Source organism: Romboutsia sedimentorum, assembly GCF_030131845.1.
Classification (GTDB): domain Bacteria; phylum Bacillota; class Clostridia; order Peptostreptococcales; family Peptostreptococcaceae; genus Romboutsia_D; species Romboutsia_D sedimentorum.
Genome location: NZ_JASKYM010000001.1, coordinates 711,607 through 734,750 on the forward strand (window position 1 = coordinate 711,607; position 23,144 = coordinate 734,750).

Sequence of the window (23,144 nt, forward strand, 5' to 3'; positions counted from 1 at the left end):
CCTCTATACTCCAAAATATGCAAATTATCATTATATGTTTACATTCTTTTACTTTTTATTTCAACAAAAATAGCCAACCTAATTTTTATAATTTAGGCTGGCTATTTCAAAATATTTCATTTTAAAATTATTTCTAGACAATTATGAAACTCATCTACTAAGTTATTAACATGAGGCTTTAACTCTTCCTCTACATAATTAAATGTATATGAATTTTTATACTTTTCAAACATACTTAAATCATTCCATGAATCACCTATAACAAATACATCTTCTTCTTTGACGCCATAAGTATTCAGTACCTTTGAAATTCCATCTGCCTTAGATGCATCTTTTGGAACGATATCTATAAAATATTTATTTCTATATACACTTACTACATCTGAAAATTTATTTTCTATTTCATCAATTTTTATTTTTGTTTTTTCTATGCTTTGGTCTTTTATATCTACCCCTATAATATTAGCGCTATATTTATTTTTATAAAAGTCTTCTTCTTCTATCCTTATTATGCTCATTTTTTCATCAATATTAGCAGCACTAAGCATAGGGTGATTATTATATCCATCTATTATATATAAATTTTCACTGTCTGCAAAATAAAAATTATATTGTTCATTATCTTTTGAGCATTCAAAAACTTGCTTTATAACTTCATCATTTATTAACCTATTATATATTACATTAAGATCTTTATCTAATACTACTGCACCATTGCAAAGTATATAACCGTCTACTTCTATATCGTACTCCTCAAATAAATGCTTTATTCCTCCAAAGTTTCGCCCGGTGCACAATAAGAAAGCATGACCATTTTTTCTAAAAGTTTTTATATATTCTATGCTTTTTTCATGTATGCTATCGTTTATATAAAGAGTTCCATCTATATCTGATGCCAGTAATTTTTTCATGTTTAGCTCCTTTATAATTATTGTAATTTTATTTTTTATAAGTTATATATATCCGAAAATTCTACATTACATTTTTCTATTTGAGTATGCTTTGATTCTCTATGTGCAACAATATTTTCGTTATTTTGTATTCTTAAAATAGGAAGTTTAAATATAAACTCTGACCCTTTTCCAACTTCACTTTTTACATCTATACTACCACCGTGCATCTCTATAAGTGACTTTACTAAAGACAAACCAATTCCGCTACCCTCACATTTTTTAGTTAATGTGCTATTAACTTGTCCAAATCTATCAAAGATTATATCAAGCTTATTGTTAGGCATTCCGGCTCCATTATCTTTTACAGATACTATTATATTTTTGTTATCTGATTTTAAATCAACACTTATTTTTCCATATTCATCTGTGTATTTTATAGCATTTGATAAAAGATTTAACATGATTCTTTCTATTTTATCTGGATCACAAGCTATAAATTCTTCTTCTATTTCAGTATCAAAAATAATACTTATATTTTTATTTTCTACATAGTTTACTACTGAAAGAGTTATATCCTCAATTATACTAACTATATTATTATTTGAAAGTTGTAGTTCATAATATCCAGTATCAATTCTGCTCATATCAATTACGTTATTTACAAGTCTTAACAATCTATATGAATTTTGTTTTATGGTACCTGAGCATCTTTTAAGTTTCTCTATTGTTATATTATCATTTTGTATATTCTGATTTAATAATTGCATGGACCCAAGTATAATATTTAAAGGTGTTTTAAATTCATGAGAAATATTTGCAAAAAATTCATTTTTTATGCTTTCTAGATGAATAGCTTTTTCTAATTTATTTTTTTGCTCTTCTATATTTTTTTCTTCTGTAATATCCTTACCTGTAATAATAAAATGATTATGCTGTTTTATATATTTACTAGTCCAATCTATCCATATATAGCTATTATTTTTACATAAACATCTCATTTTTATATTTTGTTTATATTTTGAAATTTCATCCTTAAAAATAGTATTTAAAACAATTAACATATCATCTTTATGTATTATTTTACTGCAATGCATAGATAATAACTCTGCTTCACTCCATCCTAAAACTTCAGTCCATTTTGGAGTTACTTTTTTTAAATATCCATCCAAATTTACTATACCCATAATATCAGCTGCTGTACTTAAAAATAATTCTAGTGTATTTTCTGTATTACTTCTTTTTTTATTTTCTATCTTCAATTGCTCACAAAGCCTATGATTTTTTATTAAGACAGCAATTTGGCTACAAGATGACTTTATAAATTCATCTTGATTAAATTTGGGTTTATTTCCATTTTTATATGATATACATAGTAAACCTAAAAACTCGTCTTTAAACTTTATATTATATGTTCCTAAATATTTTATATCTTTATCTACTGTACCTGTATAATTTTTCATTTGCTCTACTTCATTTATGGCTCTTATTCCTTCACTTTCCTTTTCAAAAAGTTCTTTTTCTTCTTCATTGTTTATTTTCACACGATACAAATCTTTAAAGCTGTCTTGAGAGCAACCAATTTCTAAATATCGCTTAAGTTCTTTTTTTATTGGATTGTAACTTATAATACATAAACTGTCTGCATTTAAGTGTTTCAAGAAATCATCACATATACTATTTAGTAATTCTTGTATATTTTTATAATCATTTTTGGTGCTTATTATATCATTTACGTTATTTAATTTATCATAATTATTCTGTAGTTCTTTTTCAATTTTATTTTTTAATGTAATATCTCTGTTTATTCCTATAATATACTTAACCTCTTGTTTTTCATCTAGTATTGGAGCTTTATATGTTTCAAATAATCTTTTATCACCATTCTTGCTATTTTTATCTTTAAATAGCCTACCTTCTTTGCTTTGTATTATATCTTTATCTGTTTTTACATAAATTTTATACTCATCTTCTATCCAAAGATCCTTATCATAAGTTCCTATTATATTTACTTTATCTTTTTGAGCTAAATTAGCAAGACTTTTATTAACGTATAAATACTTTCCATTTATATCCTTAATCCATGCATTCATTTGAATACTATCTAGTAATATTTCTAAATCATCAATATTATATAGACTTTTGTTTATATCTTCGCCTATTATAAATAATACTTTTTCTCCCTTATACTCGCTCATTGCTACTTCACATTTTAAAGGTATTATATTTTTAGACTTTGAATTTATATTTACTATAATATCAATATCTTCTTTAATATTTAATATTTGTTTTATAATTTCATCTTGATTATATATAACTTTATTTATATTTGAATTATATAATTCAAACTGGCTATACCCTAACTTTGATATTAGTTTATCATTACATAATTTTATATTCCCTTGCTTATCTACAATTAAAATATATTTATTAAATTTATTAAATATTTTTTCCATAATAATGCCCCCCAACATATAATAACAACGTTTACCCTTTAATTATACATAGTTTTTAGGTAAATTTAAATAATATTTTATTGTCTGATTCTATTCATCACCTTAATTTTTTTTATGAATAATATAAAAACTACTTAATACTATGTTTTAATTTATAGCGTTAAGTAGTTTTTTATGTTTAGTAGTTATTTAAAATATATGACTTTTTATAACTTCAACTACTCCATTTTCGTCATTACTCTTAGCTGTAAATCGTGCCACTTTTTTCAAATCCTCATGAGCATTTTCCATAGCATAACTGTGATATGCTACTTCCATCATTTCTAAATCATTTAAATAGTCTCCAAATACCATAGTCTCATCAAAATTTATACCAAGTTTTTCTTGCAATGCTTTAATTGCTACACCTTTGTTAGCACCTTTTGCTGTAATATCTAGCCAAATCTCACCAGACACAGTAACTTGCAACTTTTCTCTATAGTCATTGTAATAAGAATTGCTATTATTTTGCGAACCAGAAAAATCGCATATAGTAACTTTTAGTATATCATCTTCTACTTCGTTAATATCTTTAACTATTTCATATCTTTCATAATATTTTTGTACTTCTTTTACAAAATCCACACTATCATTTTCTATATATGCAGCTTTTTTGCCACATAAGATAACATTAGCATTATCTATCTTTCTTCCAATTTCAATAAGTTCAATTGCTACGTTTTTATCTAGTGCATTTACAAATAACTCTTTTCCTTTATAAACCACGAATGTTCCATTTTCTGCTATAAACATCATCCTATCTTTTATAGCTTCAAACCTCTTAGCAAGGTTAAAATATTGTCTTCCACTAGCTGCCGCAAATGTTATATTTTTATTTTCTAGCTTTTCAAATATTTCAAAAAATTCATCGTGTATTTCATTGTTTTTATTTAAAAGAGTTCCATCCATATCTGTTGCTATAAATTTTATCATTTAAGTCTCCCCCATAGTTGTATTTTTCACTATATAGTATTTATGTCTAAAGATAATTCTATTTTTTTAACCTGCGGATTTAGCTGAGTTAATTTAACACCAGCTGCACTGAACATTCTCTTAGATGCTTTAACTGCATCTGTCTGTGAATATTTATCCGATAAAAAAATAACTTCTCTTATTCCAGATTGAATAATAGCTTTACAGCATTCATTGCATGGGAATAAAGCTACGTATAACTTAGACCCGTGTAGGGATTTGCCTCTAGCATTTAAAATTGCATTTAACTCTGCATGAACTACAAATGGATACTTAGTTTCTAATAAGTCTCCTTTATTATCCCATGGAAATTCATCATCAGAACAACCAACAGGAAGTCCATTGTAACCAACACTTAAAATAGTATTACTGTTTGATCCATCTGTGCAATTTGCACTTACTATACAAGCTCCAACTTGCGTACTTGGATCTTTACTTCTTTTGCCTGCTAATAACGCAATACCCATAAAGTAATCATCCCAACTTATATAATCTTCTCTTTTGCTCATATTCAGTTTTCCTCCTATAGCTGTTATTTTATATTCTCTTATTTAACTTATTTAAAATTTTTATATATTTTCAATTATCATTAATGCTATTATAACACCTGTTAATCCTACTATCAAAAAAAATTACCGATAAGATATATCTTATCGGTAATTAATAAATTAAGTTTCTTTTTATTTTATTATGTTTTTAAATTCTAAAGTTACCTTAAATAAATCTCCATCAATCTCAACGTCAAATGTACCACCTTGGATTTTAACTAAGTCCTTAGCAATAGCAAGACCTAATCCACTACCTTCTGTGTTTCTAGATTCATCAGACCTTTTAAACCTTTCTGTTATTTCGTCTACATCAAAATTAAGTTCATAAGATGATATATTTTTCATAGTAATTTTTATATTTTCATTATTTTCAACTAAATCTATATATACTCTAGTGTTATTTAGAGAATATTTTGCTATATTGGATAAAAGATTTTCAAATACTCTATACATTCTTCTTCCATCAGCATATACATACACTTTATCGTCTAGCATATTTAACTTTAAGTCTAAATTTGCCTTGCCTAATTTTTCTTCCATTTCGCCTATACTTTGTCTCAATAGTTGCTTTATATCTAATTTTTCCATATTTAATTCAATATTACCACTACTTGCCTTGCTTGCTTCAAACAAATCCTCTATTAAAGCTTTTAGTCTCTTACCTTTAGCTTCTAATACATTTACATATTCGTTTATATATTGTGGTTGGATATTTTCTTCTTTTTTAATAAGTTCTACATAATTTATTATGGAAGTTAAAGGTGTTTTTAAATCATGGCTTACATTAGTTATAAGTTCTGACTTCATTCTTTCACTTCTTAATTGGCTATCTATTGATTTTTCTAGTCCATCTCCAATATTGTTTATATTTTCTGCAAGAACTGTAAAATTATCATAACCATTTGTCTCTATCTTATAATTTAATTCCCCATTTTTTATTTTTTCTGTTCCATCCATTATTTTAGATAAGTAAGTTAATTGTTTAACTATATACCATGTAAATATTCCCATAGCTATAAATGGAGTTATTACAAAAATAATTCCTCCAGCGTATAAAATAGAATCTATAAATAATCCTAAAATTATACTGCAAACAATAAACAATACAGATAATCCTATTACCCTTTTTATTAATGGTATTTTCTTAGATGAAATTAACACAGTTTCCATATTCTTTTTAATTATCTTATATATTTTATTTAATAATTTGTATATTTTATATATTATAGTATTTTTTAGCAAATCTAATTTACTATCAAAGCCAAATAATACTTTTATAAATAAATGTATAATAAATATGAATATTAAATTGACAATAAAAGCAAGTGACATCATACCTATATAAGTATATATATCGTCGTATCCACTATAATACCCCGAGAATGAAATAACTATATAATAAACTCCTCCAACAAATATACCCATCAACCATAATTCTAGTGGTATCTTTTTTGAGATTTTAAGTATTCTACCCTCTTTATTCGGAGTGTTCCTTTTACAAAGTTTATAAGAAAATATTGATATTAAAAATACTGCTAAACTTGTAATAACTATCGCTATAAGACTTTCTACAACTTTTGTTGCTTGTGTGTAAGAATTATAAAAATTATATATATTATCATTGTATTTAAATTCTTTAGGATTAGGTAATGATATATATATTTCCATATTTTCTATATCTATCGCATTTAATAACTTATATTCTATATCAGATTTATTTTTTACTACTTTTCCATTTATATCTTTACTATAGGATTTATCCATTGGTGTTTTATGTATTTCTATATCAAGATATTCATCTATATTTTTCTTATATTCTTCTACTGTTTTATATTTTGTATTGCTATAATAGCTATTGTCTTCAACATTGATTGCTAAAAATTTCATATTTTTATAAGAATTATTTATTTCATTCTTTGATTGTTTTTTAATATCTTCAATTTCTTTTTTAGATTCACCTCTATTACTTACACTATCAGATAATAAATAAGATATCGGCCTAAGCATACTAAATTCAAATTTATTACTTTTATAAAAATCTTTTTCTAATATTTTTTTATCTTCGTGCATATAACTTGTCCATAGACCTTGGTGTTCTCCATATAGTGTTAATGTAGCAGGAATTACTACTAACAAAACAGCTAATGAAGCCATAGACAATGTTAAAAGTATATTTTTTATTTTATTACTGTTCATACAACTCCCTCTTCTCTTTATAAATCACTTATAATATCAGTAATTTTCTCATTATTTTATACATGACAAAATTTATTATGAATATGCTTATTAATGTCAACAATAAATTATGAGCAAAAAACTTAAAACATAATAAAACTGCAGCAACTTGAGATACCATAAATATAGCTAAAATTAACACCATATTAAAAATCAGACTTTTTTCCTTTATAAGCTTTCCACTATAATTTTTCAACTTTGTAGCCAACTCCCCACACCACCTTTAAATATTTTGGTTCTTTTGGATTTATTTCAATTTTTTCTCTTATTCTTCTGATATGTACTGCTACTGTATTCTCAGCATTGTAACTATCTTCTTTCCATACCTTTTCATATATATCATCTATTGAAAAAACTACTCCTTTGTTAAATAAAAGAAGCTTTAATATTTTAGATTCAATAGGAGTTAATTTAACTAAATCTCCATCTACATGTACTTCTGTAGTAGATAAATTCATTGTAAGTTGTCCACTTTTTAAAACTTCGCTGCTTGTATTATTATAATTCCCTAAACTAACATACCTTCTTAAATTTGATTTAACCCTAGCTATAAGTTCTAGTAAATTAAAAGGTTTAGTAATATAATCATCTGCTCCAATATTAAGACCAATTATTTTATCAGTATCTTCACTTTTAGCTGAAACTAATATTATTGGTATATTTTTATCTTCTCTAATTTTTATGGTAGTTTTTATTCCATCTAAATTTGGCATCATTATATCCATAAGTATAAGATGTATTTCTTTGTTTTGTATAACATCTAAAGCCTGTATTCCATCATATGCTTTATATATTTTATATCCTTCATTTTTTAAATATATATTTATAGATTCAACTATATCCTTATCATCATCCACCACTAATATATTGTACATTTATCAAATACCTTTCTATTTTATAGTTCACATTATTATTATACAATAAAGTCACATCCTTTTTCCTACTATGTTAATTATGTAAATTTTCTTAAGATTTAGCTATACTTACATAATAATATAAAAATCTTAAGAAATTCTTAACTTAATTCTTAAGATTTTCTTACGAATACGTATTTAATACTATATATTGCATTTAGTTATATCTTAACTAAAAAAATTTCTAGGCGCGCATAAAAAAAACGAGTGAATGTATTTCACTCGTTTGTTGTCTATATATTTATTAATCTATTTAGATATAGATTGATTTTTGTTAGTTCTTTTCGCTATAAACGGTAATATTAAACCTATTCCCATTAATACAATAGGAGTCATAACGTTTAATCCAACTCTAAATATCCACTCTGAACTAAATGCAGGAACATCTGTTGGGAACATCCCCATTATACATGCAAATGCTGTGAATCCAAAACACCAAAGTCCTACTAAGAATCCAATTTTAGGATTTTTTATGAATTTATATTCAGTATCAAATTTACCTATAGCTTTCTTAAGTCCCATATAAGCTAAGAACACCCATAAGTATCTCATAGGCATTACAACTGAGTTTAACTTCAATAACCAGTTAAATAATTCATTCGTATTACCAATTCCTAATGCAGGAACTATTATTAAAATTGAAACTAGTACTGCTGTCATTATATACCCATTGACTAAAACACCATTTTTATTAGTCTTAGATAACCCTTTTGGTATAAAGTTGTCATCTGCTTCTCCTAATAATACTCTAAGTGGAGCATCTATTGAGAATACTAGTGCTGATAATTGTGCCGCTGTATTAGCTAAAGCATAAATTATAACAAATAAGCTTCCTACACCGTAATGATCTCCAAGTAATTGGAATGCATAATACTGGCCATTCATCATTAAGTCTTTTGGTATATCATTAGCATTAAATATCATACCCATTGCTATAGATCCTAAAAGAGCACACACTGCTACCATCCCTGCTAATACTAACATACCTTTAGGGAAGTTTTTAGATGGATTTTTAGTATTATTTACATACGGTGCAATTTTTTCACATCCACCAACTGCAAATACTAGCATTGATAAAGTTGTTAAATATGTAAAGTCAAACTTAGGTACAAATGAATGTAGCGTTATATTAGGTGTTTCTACGTGTCCTGTTATAGCAGGTGCTGCTAATCCTAAAGCTATAAATAATAAAGACATAACAAACATTGACGTACCAGCTACATTTCCTATAACTTTTAGTACTTTAACCCCTTTTGTTGATATGTATAAAAACACTAAAAATATTAATAATACCATTCCTTGAAGTATCATAGGATTTAATTCCTTTAAAACTGTAGCTAATTCTCCTGATGGACTTATTGCCCAAGACAATGCTATTAATAACGTTTGTGGCTTTTGAGCTAAATAAGGTACATGTACAACCCAATATGTCCATCCTGCCATAAAAGCAAGCATTGGTGTTGTTGTTGATCTTATCCACGCTGATACTCCACCTTGTGAGTCTTTAAATGCAGAACCTAATTCCCCTACCATTAAAGTATATGGAACAAAATATAGTGCTATCATGAATATCCATGAAAATACTACAGTAAGTCCTTGGTTGGCAAAGTTATTAACTACGTTCCCAAATCCCCATACCATGACAAATCCCATTAAGGCTATGTTTTGCCATTTTAAATTTCTGTTTTGATCTGGCATTAAATTTTTCCTCCAATTATTTTTAATAAAAATGATTACTTTGTCTCTTATTATATTATATATTTTTTGAAATCGTTGTCAATACTTGTTATTCGCTATATTTTTTTGAAATTTTCAGTCAATTGAATGAAGTTTAATTTTTTAAAATTTTCCTTATATTTCCTTTTAATAACATTAAGTAAATTTAAATTTTGAATTTAATAGTCTCTAAATTTTCATAAAATAAATCTCTAATTAACAATTTATTATCTTATTTTTTTTTAAAATTTTATATATAATTTTGTGAAATCAAAGTTAAAGAATATTTTTTGTATGGCTTTATATCTAAGTGTAAAAACTTTATTTTCCATAAAAAAGAAACTTTAATGTAAAGTTCCTTTTTATAATATTTTTTTATATTTATATGTTGTTAACATTATAATCACTCAATAGCTTATCCTTATATGTACCTACTAATTTAGATAATGCTTCCTTTATTTCATATTCACTTGGTAATATAACCGTCCTTCTAGCATCTAATATAAATTTAGTTTCTTTTGTTACAATATTGCTACTCGATACTTTCTTATTTATGCTCCCTTTCATATCAAGAAGTAGCTTTGTAACTTCTCCCTTGGTTATATTTTTTAATATTATACAGGCTTCCTTTTCTGTCAATAAGTTATCGTAACTTGATTTTTCTAATTCTTCATTAAACATTTCCATAATCAAATGAGTATTATTTTTAACATATTTATCAATTATAGATCTGCTTCCTTTCATAACTATTAAACCAAAGACTATCATAGATATTCCATTGAACAAAATTGAAGTTATATTGTTATTTATAATTTCACCATAGTTAGTACAAACTTGCATTACTATAAACCCTAAAAAAGCCCCTAATATGCCTAGCGGTAAATCAATAATTTTAATGATTTTCTTTTTAACATCTAATCCATCAACACTTATTTCATTATCTATATGATAATTTCTAACCTTGTACAAATTTATATCTACCATTGTATCTATACTATGTAAATTTTTAGCAAATCTATTATATGAAGTTGAATCTACTGTATTATCTAAATCTAAACCTCTTATAAATGATTCTCCATATACAGTTATTGCTCTTACTACTGATTTTAATAATGCTTCATTTCTTGATTCACCATTCCATAATGATAGTGCATATTCTACACTACCTGAAACCCCTAATAAATGATCACATTCAACACTACTATCAATTTCAAAAAAATCTAACCCTTTTATTTTTCCTTCATTGGCTAATTTTTTAGCTTGAGTATATGTTAAACTCCCTCTTTTAAATATTTCCTTTGGATCTATAGAACTTTGAGTTATACCTTCTCTTACTCTATCTTCAAAATCACGGGTTGCCTCCTCGTATTTATCAGAAGGTATTTCTATATTCATTGGGCACCCATTTTCGCCTACATATCTTAGCTCGCCATAGTTTAGGCAAGCATCCACACACCGTTCTCCTGTGCTGTTGTATTTACTCCTTAATACTTTTGCCATACACCATTATCCCTCACTTGCTATATAAGTATTTATTATTATTTTACCTACTAAATTATTTCTAAATTACTACTTAGTTTATTATGTACTTTTTTCTCATATATGTATATTAGCATATTATTGACTTATATTTGAAAACAAACTATTTCTTATCAGCATCTATAATTCTATTTTACCAATATTTTACTTATTAATAAATACCTACTCAGATTTATTTATGTCCAAATATTTATTTAATAAATACTTGCACACAATAAAATAAGATTTATGTATGCTTTTAAAAGCATACATAAATCTTATTTATTGTAATATTAGTTATTCCTATTATTTTCTAAGTTTAATTATCGATTATAAAAATGAATTATAATTTAGATAAGGCTGATACAATAATTTCTTCTTTAAATGGTTTTACAATAAATCCCTTTGCTCCATAAATAATTGCTTCTTTCATTCTAGCTTCTTGTCCTAATGCCGATACCATAACAACTGATGCCGATGGATCAAGCTTTTTAATAACTCTTAATGCTTGTAAACCATCCATCTCTGGCATAGTAATATCTAATGTTACAATATCTGGTTGTAGCTCTTTATATTTTTCAATTGCCATTAAACCATTTTCTGCCTCGCCAACTATTTCAAATTCATAGTTTGAAAGCATATTTTTAATAGACATACGCATAAATGCTGCATCATCAACTATTAATACTCTTTTCATAATCTCTCCTCCATTTTCATCAAATACAATCTTTTGTTACCCAAAATTATTTTTTAAATTATAAATTAGTTTCTTTATTTAAACAATTTTTATCTTCTAAAATTTTCATTAATGAATCACAATCTAATATTAATTGAATTTCATTGTTTATCTCGCTTATACCATTTATGAAATTTTTATTAAATTCATCTTTTTGAGAATTTATATTCATGTTTTGATTAGGTGATATATGGATTACCTCATTTACAGCATCAACTATCAACCCAATTTTATCCATATTATTTTCAATTATAATAATACATGTTCTCTCATTGTAATCCATAGGCTCCATATCAAATCTCATTCTAGCATCCATAACAGGAATAATTATACTTCTTAAGTTTATGATTCCCTTTATATAATTAGGAAGGAATGGAACTTTAGTTATAGGTAACATTTCAATAATCTCTATAATATATTTTGATGATAATGCATATTTTTGATTATTTATAACAAACATCATATACAAATCATCTATTTTATTTTCTATTATCTCATCATCTATATTCATAAATAATACACTCTCCTTTTAAATAACATTTTTCATTAGCTTTTTTGTGGATCGACAATACCTAATGATTCTAATAATTTTTCACACGATTCTACTTTGGGAATAAAATAATATTTTCCTTCAACTTTTAAATCTGTAGTGAAAAAATCTGTTTCAATACATAAAATTGAGTCAGATACTGGTCCATATAATGAAATAGGTAAATTCATAATTGCCATAACCATATCTACACTAAAATAAGGAACAGATGGGTCTATAGTTAAGTTTGTCATATCAGATATTGCAGTTAAATATGTTCCACAAAGTATATTGCAAATTTCTCCCATTGAGCTTAGTTCTTCACAAACTGAATTATAGTCATTTCTATCACATGTTACTTCTTTTTTAAAAAGTTTTTCTAATAAGTTAAGCGCTGAGTCAACTTTCATAATAACCATAATAAAGCCTTCCATATCTCCTGAGAGTTGTAAAACAGTTCCTACAACTAATTCTTCTGGAGAATTATAACTATTAGTTATTTCTGCAAATTTAATCATATCACTTTTAGGAAGTCCTATATCTACTATCTCATTTAGCATTGTAGCTAATGAATTTGATGCATTACCTGAACCTATATTACTAATTTCACGAAGTACATTTAATCTATCACACTCGAATTTCATATCTGCCTACTTTCTATCTAATCTCTAGATTTTGCTATTAATTCTCTTCTCTTTAATTGATTTAATATTACATTTGGAATCATCTCTAGTGAAGTTTCTTTTAAAACTGCCCCAAGGTTCATCGCTGCCATTGGCATTCCATATACAACACAAGAATTTCTATTTTGGCCAATAGTATATCCTCGTGCTTTCTTTATATCAAGTAGCCCTTTAGCTCCATCTGAGCCCATACCAGTTAAAATAACACCTATAGCATTTTCTTTAGCCTCTTTTGCAACAGATTCAAATAAATAATCTACAGAAGGACAATGGCCACTAATTTTTTCTCCTTCTTTAACCGTTAATACATATTTATTATTTTTCCTTACAATACCCATTTGTAAAGCTCCAGGGGCTATATATGCGTATCCACTTAATATTTCGTCTCCATCTTTACCTTCCACTACGTTTATCAAACATTCTTTATTTAAGCGTTCTGCATATTTTTCAGTAAAAACTGGTGGCATATGTTGTGTAATTACAATTCCAGGTAATCCTAGAGGTAATTGCCTTAATAGTTTACTAACGGCCTCTACACCACCCATAGATGCTCCTATCGCAATTATATCTTTATAATTTTTTCCTATTATATCATCATTTATAATTGTATTTCTTTTTTGTACATCTTTATTAACTTGTGAAGAATTGCCTTTTGAATACTTTGTTTTATCTAATTTAGCAACCGAAGCTTCTCTAATTTTAGATGCTAAATCAATGGAAAATTCGCTCATTGTACTTGCAGTTGGTTTTTCAACAAATCCAACCGCTCCTGCACTTATAGCTTCAAAGCATCTACCATCAGCTCCACTAATTACAATTGTAGGAATAGGGCATTGATCCATTAGAATTTTTAAAAATTCAATTCCATTCATACCTGGCATCTCAATATCTAATGTTAATACGTCAGGCCTAAATTGTATTATCTTGTCTCTAGCATCATATGTATCTTTAGCTGTACCCACAACTTCCAAATCTGTATACTCTTGAAGGTACTTTGCTATAATACGCCTAAACATGCTAGAATCATCAATTACCAATACTTTTATCTTTTTATCATCTGCCATAGACTCTCTCTCCTTTTGAATATATCTACTGTCTTACTACACGCTTCTAGCCTAATTTTTTCAGCAATTGGGACAACTTGTCTATAGTAATTATGTCTATGCTATTATGTTAACATCATTTATTTATAATGGAATTTACATCAAATATTAAACTAATAGACCCGTCTTCTAAAATAGAACACCCTGACATACAATTTTGAACTTTTTCAAACTGTGTTAATAGTGTAGGTATTGGTTTAATTACAACTTGCTGTTGACCAATAATTCCATCCACTATAATACACGCATTTCCCATTTCAGACTCAACTAAAATCATGATGCCATCATCAGACTTAACGTTGTTTATTCCTAGGATATTTGATAACCTACGGATTTCATAACAGTTACCTCTAATAATGCTATGCTCTTCTCCATTTGGATTTTCAACAATATCGTATACTCCTTGTCTAAATACCTCTTTTATGTTAAGTGATGGAATAATATATATTTCATTTCCTATTTGTACTTTCATCCCATCTACAATTGCTAATGTTAATGGAATCCTAAGTACAATCATAGTACCTTTTCCTTTTTCACTATCTATACTAATAGAACCTCTTAGCTTACGGATGTTTGTATGAACAACATCCATACCTACACCTCGTCCTGAATACTCAGTTACAGCAGTATTTGTAGAAAATCCAGGTGCTAATATAAAGTTATATGCCTCTTTATCACTGATTTCTTCAATAGTTTTAGTTGTTATACCTTTTTCAATTGCTTTTTTAACAATAACCTCTTTGTCTAATCCCTTACCATCATCTTTAATTATAATAACAACATCTCCACCAGTATTTTTCGCCTCTAGTGTCACAGTTGCTTTTTCTGGCTTTGAGCTAGCTCTACGAACATCTGGCATCTCTATACCATGGTCCATACTGTTTCTTATCATATGCATCAAAGGATCTGAAATATTTTCTAAAATATTTTTATCTACTTCAGTTTGTTCACCAATTAAAACTAAATCTACTATCTTTCCAGTTTTCTTACTCATATCTCTTACAACTCTTTGCATCTTAGTAAAAGTTGAAGAAATTGGAACCATACGAATTGACATAACTACATCTTGTAGTTCATTTGTTAATTGATGTAGTCTTCTTGCTTGTTTCTCAAAGTTATCTGAATCAAAATTTTCTAGCTGTGATTGTTTTTCTACCATAGATTCAGTAGTAACAATTTCTCCAACTAAATTCATTAAAGTATCAACTTTATCAATATTAACAGTCAAATAATTATTTTTATTATGTGCATGTGGTTGATTAGCTTGTTGATTAGATCCTTTTTTATCTGGTTCATTGTGAATTTCTTTTTTTAGCGCTTCATTAATCTTTTGTATTTCATCTTTTTCTATTTCATTTTTTATATTTTCATCAATAGTATCTATAATGTCTTGAATATCATTTTCGTCTTCTTTTTCATCAACTGAAGTAACAATTCCAAAAATACTTTCTAACTGTTCTTCATCTGTAACATCAATAATTTCATAGCTCTTTAAAAGCATAATTTCTTCGATGCATTTCTCAAGTTCAGATTGTTCTTTCATTGTCTTTGCATACATTATAAAGCCATCTTGGATTATTTCATCATCACATTCTACATTTAAATCTTCAGGTTTAGTTTGCATAATTGAACATAAACCATCTATCATAGTAAGTACACCAAGTGCCCGAATACCTTCCATTCCACATCCACTTTCAAATATAACTTTTATGCAAAGATATCTTTCTCCAGATTTTTGTATATTTTTAATTTTCTCACAATCGTTTGGTAACTTTATTTCTAATAATTTATCATCTTCATTATTCTCATTAACATTTTCATCATCATGTAATAAATTCAAAACTCGCTCATGTAACTCATCTATGCTAGCCTCTGGAAGTAATCCATCTTGTACATTTAAAACTTCTTCTTTAAGAAAATCAACAGTAGCTAGTGCAATGTCTACAACTTCTTCCCACTTACTTAGAGAAAGTTCTAGCCCATTACGTATTTCATCAAAAACATCTTCTACACTATGAGTCAGCTTTGTTAAACTGTCATATCCCATCATAGCTGAAGATCCTTTTATGGTATGCATTACACGAAATATTTCTTCAATTGCTTCGCTTCCTAGCTTACCATCACCTGATTGACCTACAAGTAAAATTTCTTCTAATTGTTCTAGTAATTGCATATTTTCTTGCACATAAAATTCTTTTAAAGAATCTATTTCGCTCATATTTTTTCTCCTTTATTAATTAAATATATTATTCAAATTCATTCATTTCAAAATATTTAGATTCATCGTTATTAAAATTCACAAATTTATTAGAACCCTGTGTATTTTTTAAATTAAAGCTCTCAATAAATGATTTTAATATCTGCGCTTGTCCAGTTAATTCTTCACTGGCTTCAGCACTCTCTTGTGATGTTGCAGAATTTGTTTGTACTACATCTGATATTTGATCTACTCCTAATGTAACTTGAGTTATCGCACTAGATTGTTCCTCAGATGCTTTAGCTATTTTATCAACTAATACTATAGTTTGATTAGTTGTATAAATTATTTTTTGAAGTGACTCAGCCGTATTATCTACAATTTCACTTTCGTTGCTAACTGCTTTTATTGAATTTTCAATAAGTGTAGCTGTATTTTTTGCAGCTTCTACTGAGGCATTTAATGCTAATATATTTGTTTGGAATGCAATAGTATATATGTAGACCTTATTATGTTGTAATTTAGGCATATTTTATAACGTATAATTAAATTGCTATTTTCAGAGATTTAAGTTTGTTTAATAACGCAGACTCTTTAATGATGCACTTTCTAGCTAACTATTTTTTATAATTTTAAATAGTTTGTCTTATTTTTTATACGGATAAATAAATATATACTTTAGATTTTATATAAAGTATTTTCTTTAATACGTATTACCACTATTTCTCTTTATTTAATATTTTATTTCAATAAAAAAATGGGAGCATAAAAGCTTCCATTTTTCATTAATATATTATTAACTTATTCAAATTCATTAGTAACTAAATAGCTTTCTTGCTCATTATTAAAATTTATAGATTTTATAGAACTATTTCTATTTTTTAATTTAAAGTTCTCAATAAGTGATTTTAACATTTGTGCTTGCCCACTTAATTCCTCGCTAGCCGCTGCACTTTCCTCAGATGTTGCAGAGTTTGTTTGTACTACATCTGATATTTGATCTACACCTAATGTAACCTGATATATTGCACTAGATTCTTCTTCAGATGCTTTAGCAATTTCATCTACTAATAAGATAGTTTGATTAGTTGTTTCAATTATTTTTTTAAGTGATTGAGCCGTGTGATCTACAATCTTAGTTCCATTATCAACTGCTTTTATTGAATTTTCAATGAGAGTAGCTGTATTTTTTGCAGCTTCTGCTGATTTAGCAGCAAGATTTCTTACTTCATCTGCAACTACTGCAAATCCCTTGCCAGCTGAACCTGCTCTGGCAGCTTCAACAGCAGCATTCAATGCCAATATATTTGTTTGGAATGCTATATCATCTATTGTCTTTATAATTCTACCGATTTCATTAGAAGTAAATGAAATTTCATCCATAGCTTTAACCATTTGTTTCATCTGCTCATTACCATCTTTAACTTCTCGTCCTGCGATTAATGTTAAAGTATTAGCCTCTTTAGCATTTTTTGCAGTACCTTTAATCTTATCAGAAATTTCTATAATAGTTGCGGATAACTCTTCAATTGCACTTGCTTGTTCAGTAGCACCTTGGGCCAACATTTGTGATCCGCTTGATACTTGATTTGATGCTGCTCCAACTTCTTCTGAAGCTAAATTTATTTGCGACATTGTTTCACTTAGATCATTAGTAATCCTAGTCACTGAATTTTCAACATCTTCAAATACCCCTATATATTCTGCTTGCGGTTCTACATCAAAATTACCTGATGCAACTTCACCTAAAATACGAACTGTGTCATTTACAACTTCCTTAGTTTTGTTGCTAACTTTGCGAATACTATCTGATAAAATACCTAATTCATCCTTTGACTGATAACCAATATTAATATCAAATTCTCCATCAGCCATTTTATTTGCAGCTACTTCTATCTCTTTGATCGGGTCATTTAATTTTTTTGTAATATACAACGCTATAACTAACCCTGCTATTCCAACAAATGCACTTAAACTTATAGAAATAAACCAAGTTCTTGATGCTGTAGTGTGTACTTTTTTATTAAATTCAATCCCGTTAGCTTCTGCCGCCTCACTAAAAGGCATTATAATTTTTTCAATCTTAGTAAGCGCTCCACTCCATGCACTAGTATCTATATCTGTTATCTTGCCACTAAAATTTTCCTGTTGTGTAATTTTATATATTTTTTCATATTCGTCTCTTAAAATAGTCGCCAAACTTCCCATTTCAGCGAGAATTTTTTCATCCTCTGGAGAAGCCTCTCTAAGTCTCTCAATTTTTTTATCCATGCTATCAAAATCACTTAGAATTGTTAGTCTATATTTTTCTTGATTATTTTCAAGAAATGTATTGTTAATATTTCTAGCAATATTTGCTAAATCTCTACGAATTGCCCAAGTTTGGCTTGTTACTACATAAGGCCCTGTAAATAAATCTTCACTTAGTTTTTCTGCTTTTTTTAAATTAGATAGCGCATAAAAATTTGCAACCCCTGCAAGTACTAATACAACAATAAAAGATATAAATAGCTTTTTTCCTATTTTTAAATTTTTCATATCTTTACCCCCTACAATTTAATTTAACTCCCCTTAAGAATATTGATGTAACTTCTAATAATTATGTTTTATCACTTTAATAGCTTCTCTTACTTTTTTATACGGATAAATATATATATACTTTAGATTTTATATTATATATATCGTTCAATAAAAAAATGAAAGTACAAAACTCCCATTTTTTTATTGATATACTATAGCGTATTTAATTGTATTATTTAAATTCATTCATAGCAAAATAGTTAACTTCATCCTTATTAAATTTTATTTTTTTGTTGGAATTATTCTTATCTTTTAATTTGAAGTTCTCAATAAGTGATTTTAACATATCTGCTTGTCCGCTCAATTCTTCACTAGCAGCAGCACTTTCTTCTGATGTTGCAGAATTAGTTTGAACTACCTCTGCAATTTGCTCTACCCCTAATGTAACTTGAGCTATTGCACTAAACTCTTCTTCAGATGCTTTGGCTATTTCATCAACTAAAGCAATGGTTTGATTTGTTGTATCAATTATTTTTTGAAGCGACTGTGCTGTATTGTCTACAATCTTAGTTCCATTATCAACTGCTTTTATTGAATTTTCAATAAGTGAAGCTGTATTTTTTGCAGCTTCTGCTGATTTTGCAGCAAGATTTCTTACCTCATCTGCAACAACAGCGAACCCCTTACCAGCAGATCCTGCCCTTGCAGCTTCTACCGCAGCATTTAATGCCAATATATTTGTTTGGAATGCTATATCATCTATTGTTTTTATAATTCTAGCGATTTCATTAGATGTAAATGAAATTTCATCCATAGCCTTAACCATTTGCTTCATTTGCTCATTGCCATCTTTAACTTCACGCCCTGCACTCATTGATAAAATATTAGCTTCTTTAGCATTGTTTGCAGTATCTTTGACTTTATCAGATATATCTAAAATAGTTGCAGATAACTCTTCAATTGCGCTCGCTTGCTCAGTCGCACCTTGTGCTAACATTTGTGATCCACTTGAAACTTGGTCTGATGCTGCTCCAACTTCTTGTGAAGCTATATCTATTTGCAGCATCGTTTCACTCAAATCATTGGTTATTCTAACTACTGATTTTTCAATATGTTCAAATACTCCCATATACTCGGCTTGAGGCTCTACATCAAAATTACCGGATGCAACTTCTCCTAAAACACAAACTGTATCATTTATAATTTTATTAATTTTATCACTCATTTGACGCATACTGTTTGATAGGTTACCTAGTTCATCATTTGATTCATAGTCAATATCAATATCAAAATCTCCATCAGCCATTTTATTTGCAGCAGTTTCTATTTGTTCAATTGGTTTCTTTAAACTCTTTGTTACATAAAGACATATAAGTACTCCTGATATTATACTAAGAATATTTATTGTTAAAGAAATAACCCACGTTGTCGATACAGTATCCTCTACACCCTCATCAAACTTAACGCCAATAATTTCTGCATTTTCATAAAGTGTTGTTGAACTTTTTATACACTTATCATATGTTTTGTAGTATTCAAGATCCTCTTTTAACACCATATCTTTTGCACTTTTATAGTCACCTTTTTCTATAAATTGATAAGCTTCTTCATATTGTTTTTTTAATTCTAATGTAGAACTTTCAATATCATCAATTAACTTACCATCTTTAGAGGTATCCTCACGAAGTATTTTAATTCTTTCATTTATACTATCAAAATTTTTCGCAATCGTAGTTTTATAACTTAATTCTGTAGGATCTTGTGCAAGAAGTGCATAAGCAAGATTTTGATCAATTGAAGTTAAATCTCTACGAACTCCCATAGCTTGGCTTGTTAATTCATAAGGGCCCTCAAATAGGTCATGACTTAATTTTCCTGTTTTCTTCAAATTATATAATGTATTTCCATTTGCAAATATTGTAATTGTCAACAAAACAATAAAAGATAACGCTAGCTTTTTACCCATTTTTAAATTTTTCATATATATTCCTCCCCCAAATCTTATTTTCCATTACACAATACAATATTATCTATATTTAATAATAAATTTAAATAATCAATGCTAGCTTTTACTCTTGTAAATAAAATCTAAGTAATTCTACATTTAAGTAGTTTATATAGATATACATGAGCTTACTGTTATAAATTTTCATTGTAGTTTTACTATTTTCATATAAATTATAAATCTATTTATGTATAGCCTTTTATTATTTATACGGATAAATAGTAAAAGACTTTAGATTTTATATTCAAATCAAAAATGGAAGCCTAAAAGCTTCCATTTTTTGTAATAAGTTATAATGTGTTTTTATTTATCCTTTAAATTCATTCATAGCAAAATGATTAACTTCATCATTGTTAACATCTATATTTTCAATAGAATTATTTTTACCTTTTAATTTGAATTTTTCAATAAGTGATCTTAACATCTGAGCTTGCCCACTTAGTTCTTCACTAGCTGCAGCACTTTCCTCTGATGTTGCTGAATTGGTTTGTACTACATCTGCAATTTGTTCTACTCCTAATGTAACTTGAGCTATTGCACTAGATTCTTCTTCTGATGCTTTAGCTATTTCATCAACTAAAGCTATAGTTTGATTAGTTGTATCAATTATCTTTTTAAGTGATTGTGCTGTATTATCTACAATCTTAGTTCCATTATCAACTGCTTTTATTGAATTCTCAATAAGTATCGCTGTATTTTTTGAAGCTTCAGCTGATTTAGCAGCAAGATTTCTTACTTCATCAGCTACAACAGCAAATCCTTTACCAGCAGATCCTGCTCTAGCAGCTTCCACAGCAGCATTTAAAGCTAGTATGTTTGTTTGGAATGCAATATCATCTATTGTTTTTATAATTCTACCAATCTCATTAGAAGTAAATGAAATTTCATCCATAGCTTTAACCATTTCTTTCATTTGTTCATTTCCATCTTCAACTTCACGACCTGCACTCAATGTTAAAACATTAGCTTCTTTAGCGTTGTTTGCAGTGCCTTTAATTTTATCAGATATCTCTATAATCGTTGCAGATAGTTCTTCAATTGCACTTGCCTGTTCTGTTGCTCCTTGTGCTAGCATTTGTGCTCCACTTGAAACTTGATCTGACGCTGCCCCAACTTCATCTGATGCCATATTGATTTGTGACATTGTTTCACTTAAATCATTTGTTATTCTAACTACTGATTTTTCAATATTTTCAAATACACCTATATATTCTACTTCAGGTTCAATGTCAAAGTTTCCAGATGAGACTTCCCCTAAAACATGTACTGTATCATTTATAATTTCATTAATTCTACTACTCATTTCACGCATACTATTTGATAAAGCGCCTAATTCATCATTTGATTCATAATTAATATTAATATCAAAGTCTCCATCAGCCATTTTATTTGCAGCTATTTCTACTTCTTCAATTGGTTTCTTTAAACTCTTTGTTACATATAAGCATATAACTACTCCCATTAACATCGTGAATGAGCTCACTGCTATAGAAATAACTTGAGATTTCGATACTGTATTTTGTGCATCTTTATCAAACTGACTCGCTCTAGATTGAGCATCTTCATAAAGTAGTACTGAATTTTGTGCACATTTATCATATACTTCCCAGTACTCACTAGTTTTTGTTGTTAATTCTGCTGCATTCTTCGAATCACCTTTTTCTATAAATCCATAAATTTTCATATATTGTTGTCTTAAATTTTCTAAAGATGTTTCAAAATTGTCAATTAAATTTTTATCGGTCATAGAAGAACCTCGAAGTATTTTAATTCTGCCCTCTATACTTTCAAAATCTTTCAAAACTTTATCTATATATTCTTTATTATCAGCTCTAAATACTGCATTTTCAAGGTTTCTTCCAATAGAAACTAAATCCCTACGAATCCAAATAGATTCACTTGTTAACTTATAAGGTCCCTCAAATAAATTATGGCTTAACTTTCCTGATTTTTGTAAATTAGATATTGTATAAATATTTCCAAATGCTGCTATAATTAATAAAGCGAAAAAAGATATACCTAACTTTTTACCAATTTTAAAATTTCTCATATCTATTCCTCCATATACCCTAGGTTTAATATT

At 27.8% G+C, this 23,144-nt stretch carries 17 protein-coding genes; all 17 read right to left on the reverse strand.

The genetic code is table 11. The features are described from left to right. Positions 1-116 precede the first annotated feature (116 nt). Complete coding sequence (locus tag QOZ84_RS03660) at positions 117-911, reverse strand: Cof-type HAD-IIB family hydrolase (RefSeq protein WP_284131601.1); 795 nt, start codon at positions 909-911, stop codon at positions 117-119. A gap of 35 nt (positions 912-946) precedes the next feature. Beyond that, on the reverse strand, positions 947-3,346 hold the full coding sequence (locus tag QOZ84_RS03665) for an ATP-binding protein (RefSeq protein ID WP_284131602.1): 2,400 nt from the start codon (positions 3,344-3,346) through the stop codon (positions 947-949). A gap of 189 nt (positions 3,347-3,535) precedes the next feature. Further along, a complete protein-coding gene (locus QOZ84_RS03670; protein WP_284131603.1) occupies positions 3,536-4,318 on the reverse strand; it encodes a Cof-type HAD-IIB family hydrolase in 783 nt (260 codons plus the stop codon). Between the two features lie 29 nt (positions 4,319-4,347). Then, the gene (locus tag QOZ84_RS03675; RefSeq protein ID WP_284131604.1) at positions 4,348-4,866 is read right to left on the reverse strand and encodes a deoxycytidylate deaminase; all 519 of its coding nucleotides are present in this window, start codon (positions 4,864-4,866) and stop codon (positions 4,348-4,350) included. Positions 4,867-5,037: 171 nt separating this feature from the next. Then, entirely contained in the window at positions 5,038-7,101 is a 2,064-nt protein-coding gene (locus QOZ84_RS03680; protein WP_284131605.1) for a HAMP domain-containing sensor histidine kinase, read from the reverse strand. 221 nt (positions 7,102-7,322) lie between these two features. Continuing rightward, entirely contained in the window at positions 7,323-8,015 is a 693-nt protein-coding gene (locus QOZ84_RS03685) for a response regulator transcription factor (RefSeq protein ID WP_284131606.1), read from the reverse strand. A 288-nt stretch (positions 8,016-8,303) separates the two neighbouring features. After that, positions 8,304-9,752 (reverse strand): APC family permease, encoded by a 1,449-nt coding sequence (locus QOZ84_RS03690; RefSeq protein ID WP_284131607.1) that lies wholly within the window; start codon positions 9,750-9,752, stop codon positions 8,304-8,306. Between the two features lie 399 nt (positions 9,753-10,151). Next, on the reverse strand, positions 10,152-11,270 hold the full coding sequence (locus QOZ84_RS03695; RefSeq protein WP_284131608.1) for a hypothetical protein: 1,119 nt from the start codon (positions 11,268-11,270) through the stop codon (positions 10,152-10,154). A gap of 361 nt (positions 11,271-11,631) precedes the next feature. Next, entirely contained in the window at positions 11,632-11,985 is a 354-nt protein-coding gene (locus tag QOZ84_RS03700) for a response regulator (protein WP_284131609.1), read from the reverse strand. 58 nt (positions 11,986-12,043) lie between these two features. Further along, the gene (locus tag QOZ84_RS03705; protein ID WP_284131610.1) at positions 12,044-12,535 is read right to left on the reverse strand and encodes a chemotaxis protein CheW; all 492 of its coding nucleotides are present in this window, start codon (positions 12,533-12,535) and stop codon (positions 12,044-12,046) included. A 35-nt stretch (positions 12,536-12,570) separates the two neighbouring features. Then, entirely contained in the window at positions 12,571-13,197 is a 627-nt protein-coding gene (locus QOZ84_RS03710) for a chemotaxis protein CheC (RefSeq protein WP_284131611.1), read from the reverse strand. A gap of 17 nt (positions 13,198-13,214) precedes the next feature. Further along, positions 13,215-14,300 (reverse strand): protein-glutamate methylesterase/protein-glutamine glutaminase, encoded by a 1,086-nt coding sequence (locus QOZ84_RS03715; RefSeq protein ID WP_284131612.1) that lies wholly within the window; start codon positions 14,298-14,300, stop codon positions 13,215-13,217. A gap of 115 nt (positions 14,301-14,415) precedes the next feature. Beyond that, positions 14,416-16,557, reverse strand: a complete 2,142-nt coding sequence (locus tag QOZ84_RS03720) for a chemotaxis protein CheA (RefSeq protein WP_284131613.1) — start codon at positions 16,555-16,557, stop codon at positions 14,416-14,418. A 28-nt stretch (positions 16,558-16,585) separates the two neighbouring features. Then, a complete protein-coding gene (locus QOZ84_RS03725; protein ID WP_284131614.1) occupies positions 16,586-17,065 on the reverse strand; it encodes a hypothetical protein in 480 nt (159 codons plus the stop codon). Positions 17,066-17,337: 272 nt separating this feature from the next. Beyond that, positions 17,338-19,074 carry a methyl-accepting chemotaxis protein gene (locus QOZ84_RS03730; RefSeq protein WP_284131615.1) on the reverse strand — a complete coding sequence of 579 codons (1,737 nt, stop codon included), beginning with the start codon at positions 19,072-19,074 and terminating at the stop codon, positions 17,338-17,340. A gap of 214 nt (positions 19,075-19,288) precedes the next feature. Then, entirely contained in the window at positions 19,289-21,037 is a 1,749-nt protein-coding gene (locus QOZ84_RS03735) for a methyl-accepting chemotaxis protein (RefSeq protein ID WP_284131616.1), read from the reverse strand. Positions 21,038-21,368: 331 nt separating this feature from the next. Then, positions 21,369-23,111 carry a methyl-accepting chemotaxis protein gene (locus QOZ84_RS03740; RefSeq protein ID WP_284131617.1) on the reverse strand — a complete coding sequence of 581 codons (1,743 nt, stop codon included), beginning with the start codon at positions 23,109-23,111 and terminating at the stop codon, positions 21,369-21,371. Positions 23,112-23,144 lie beyond the last annotated feature (33 nt).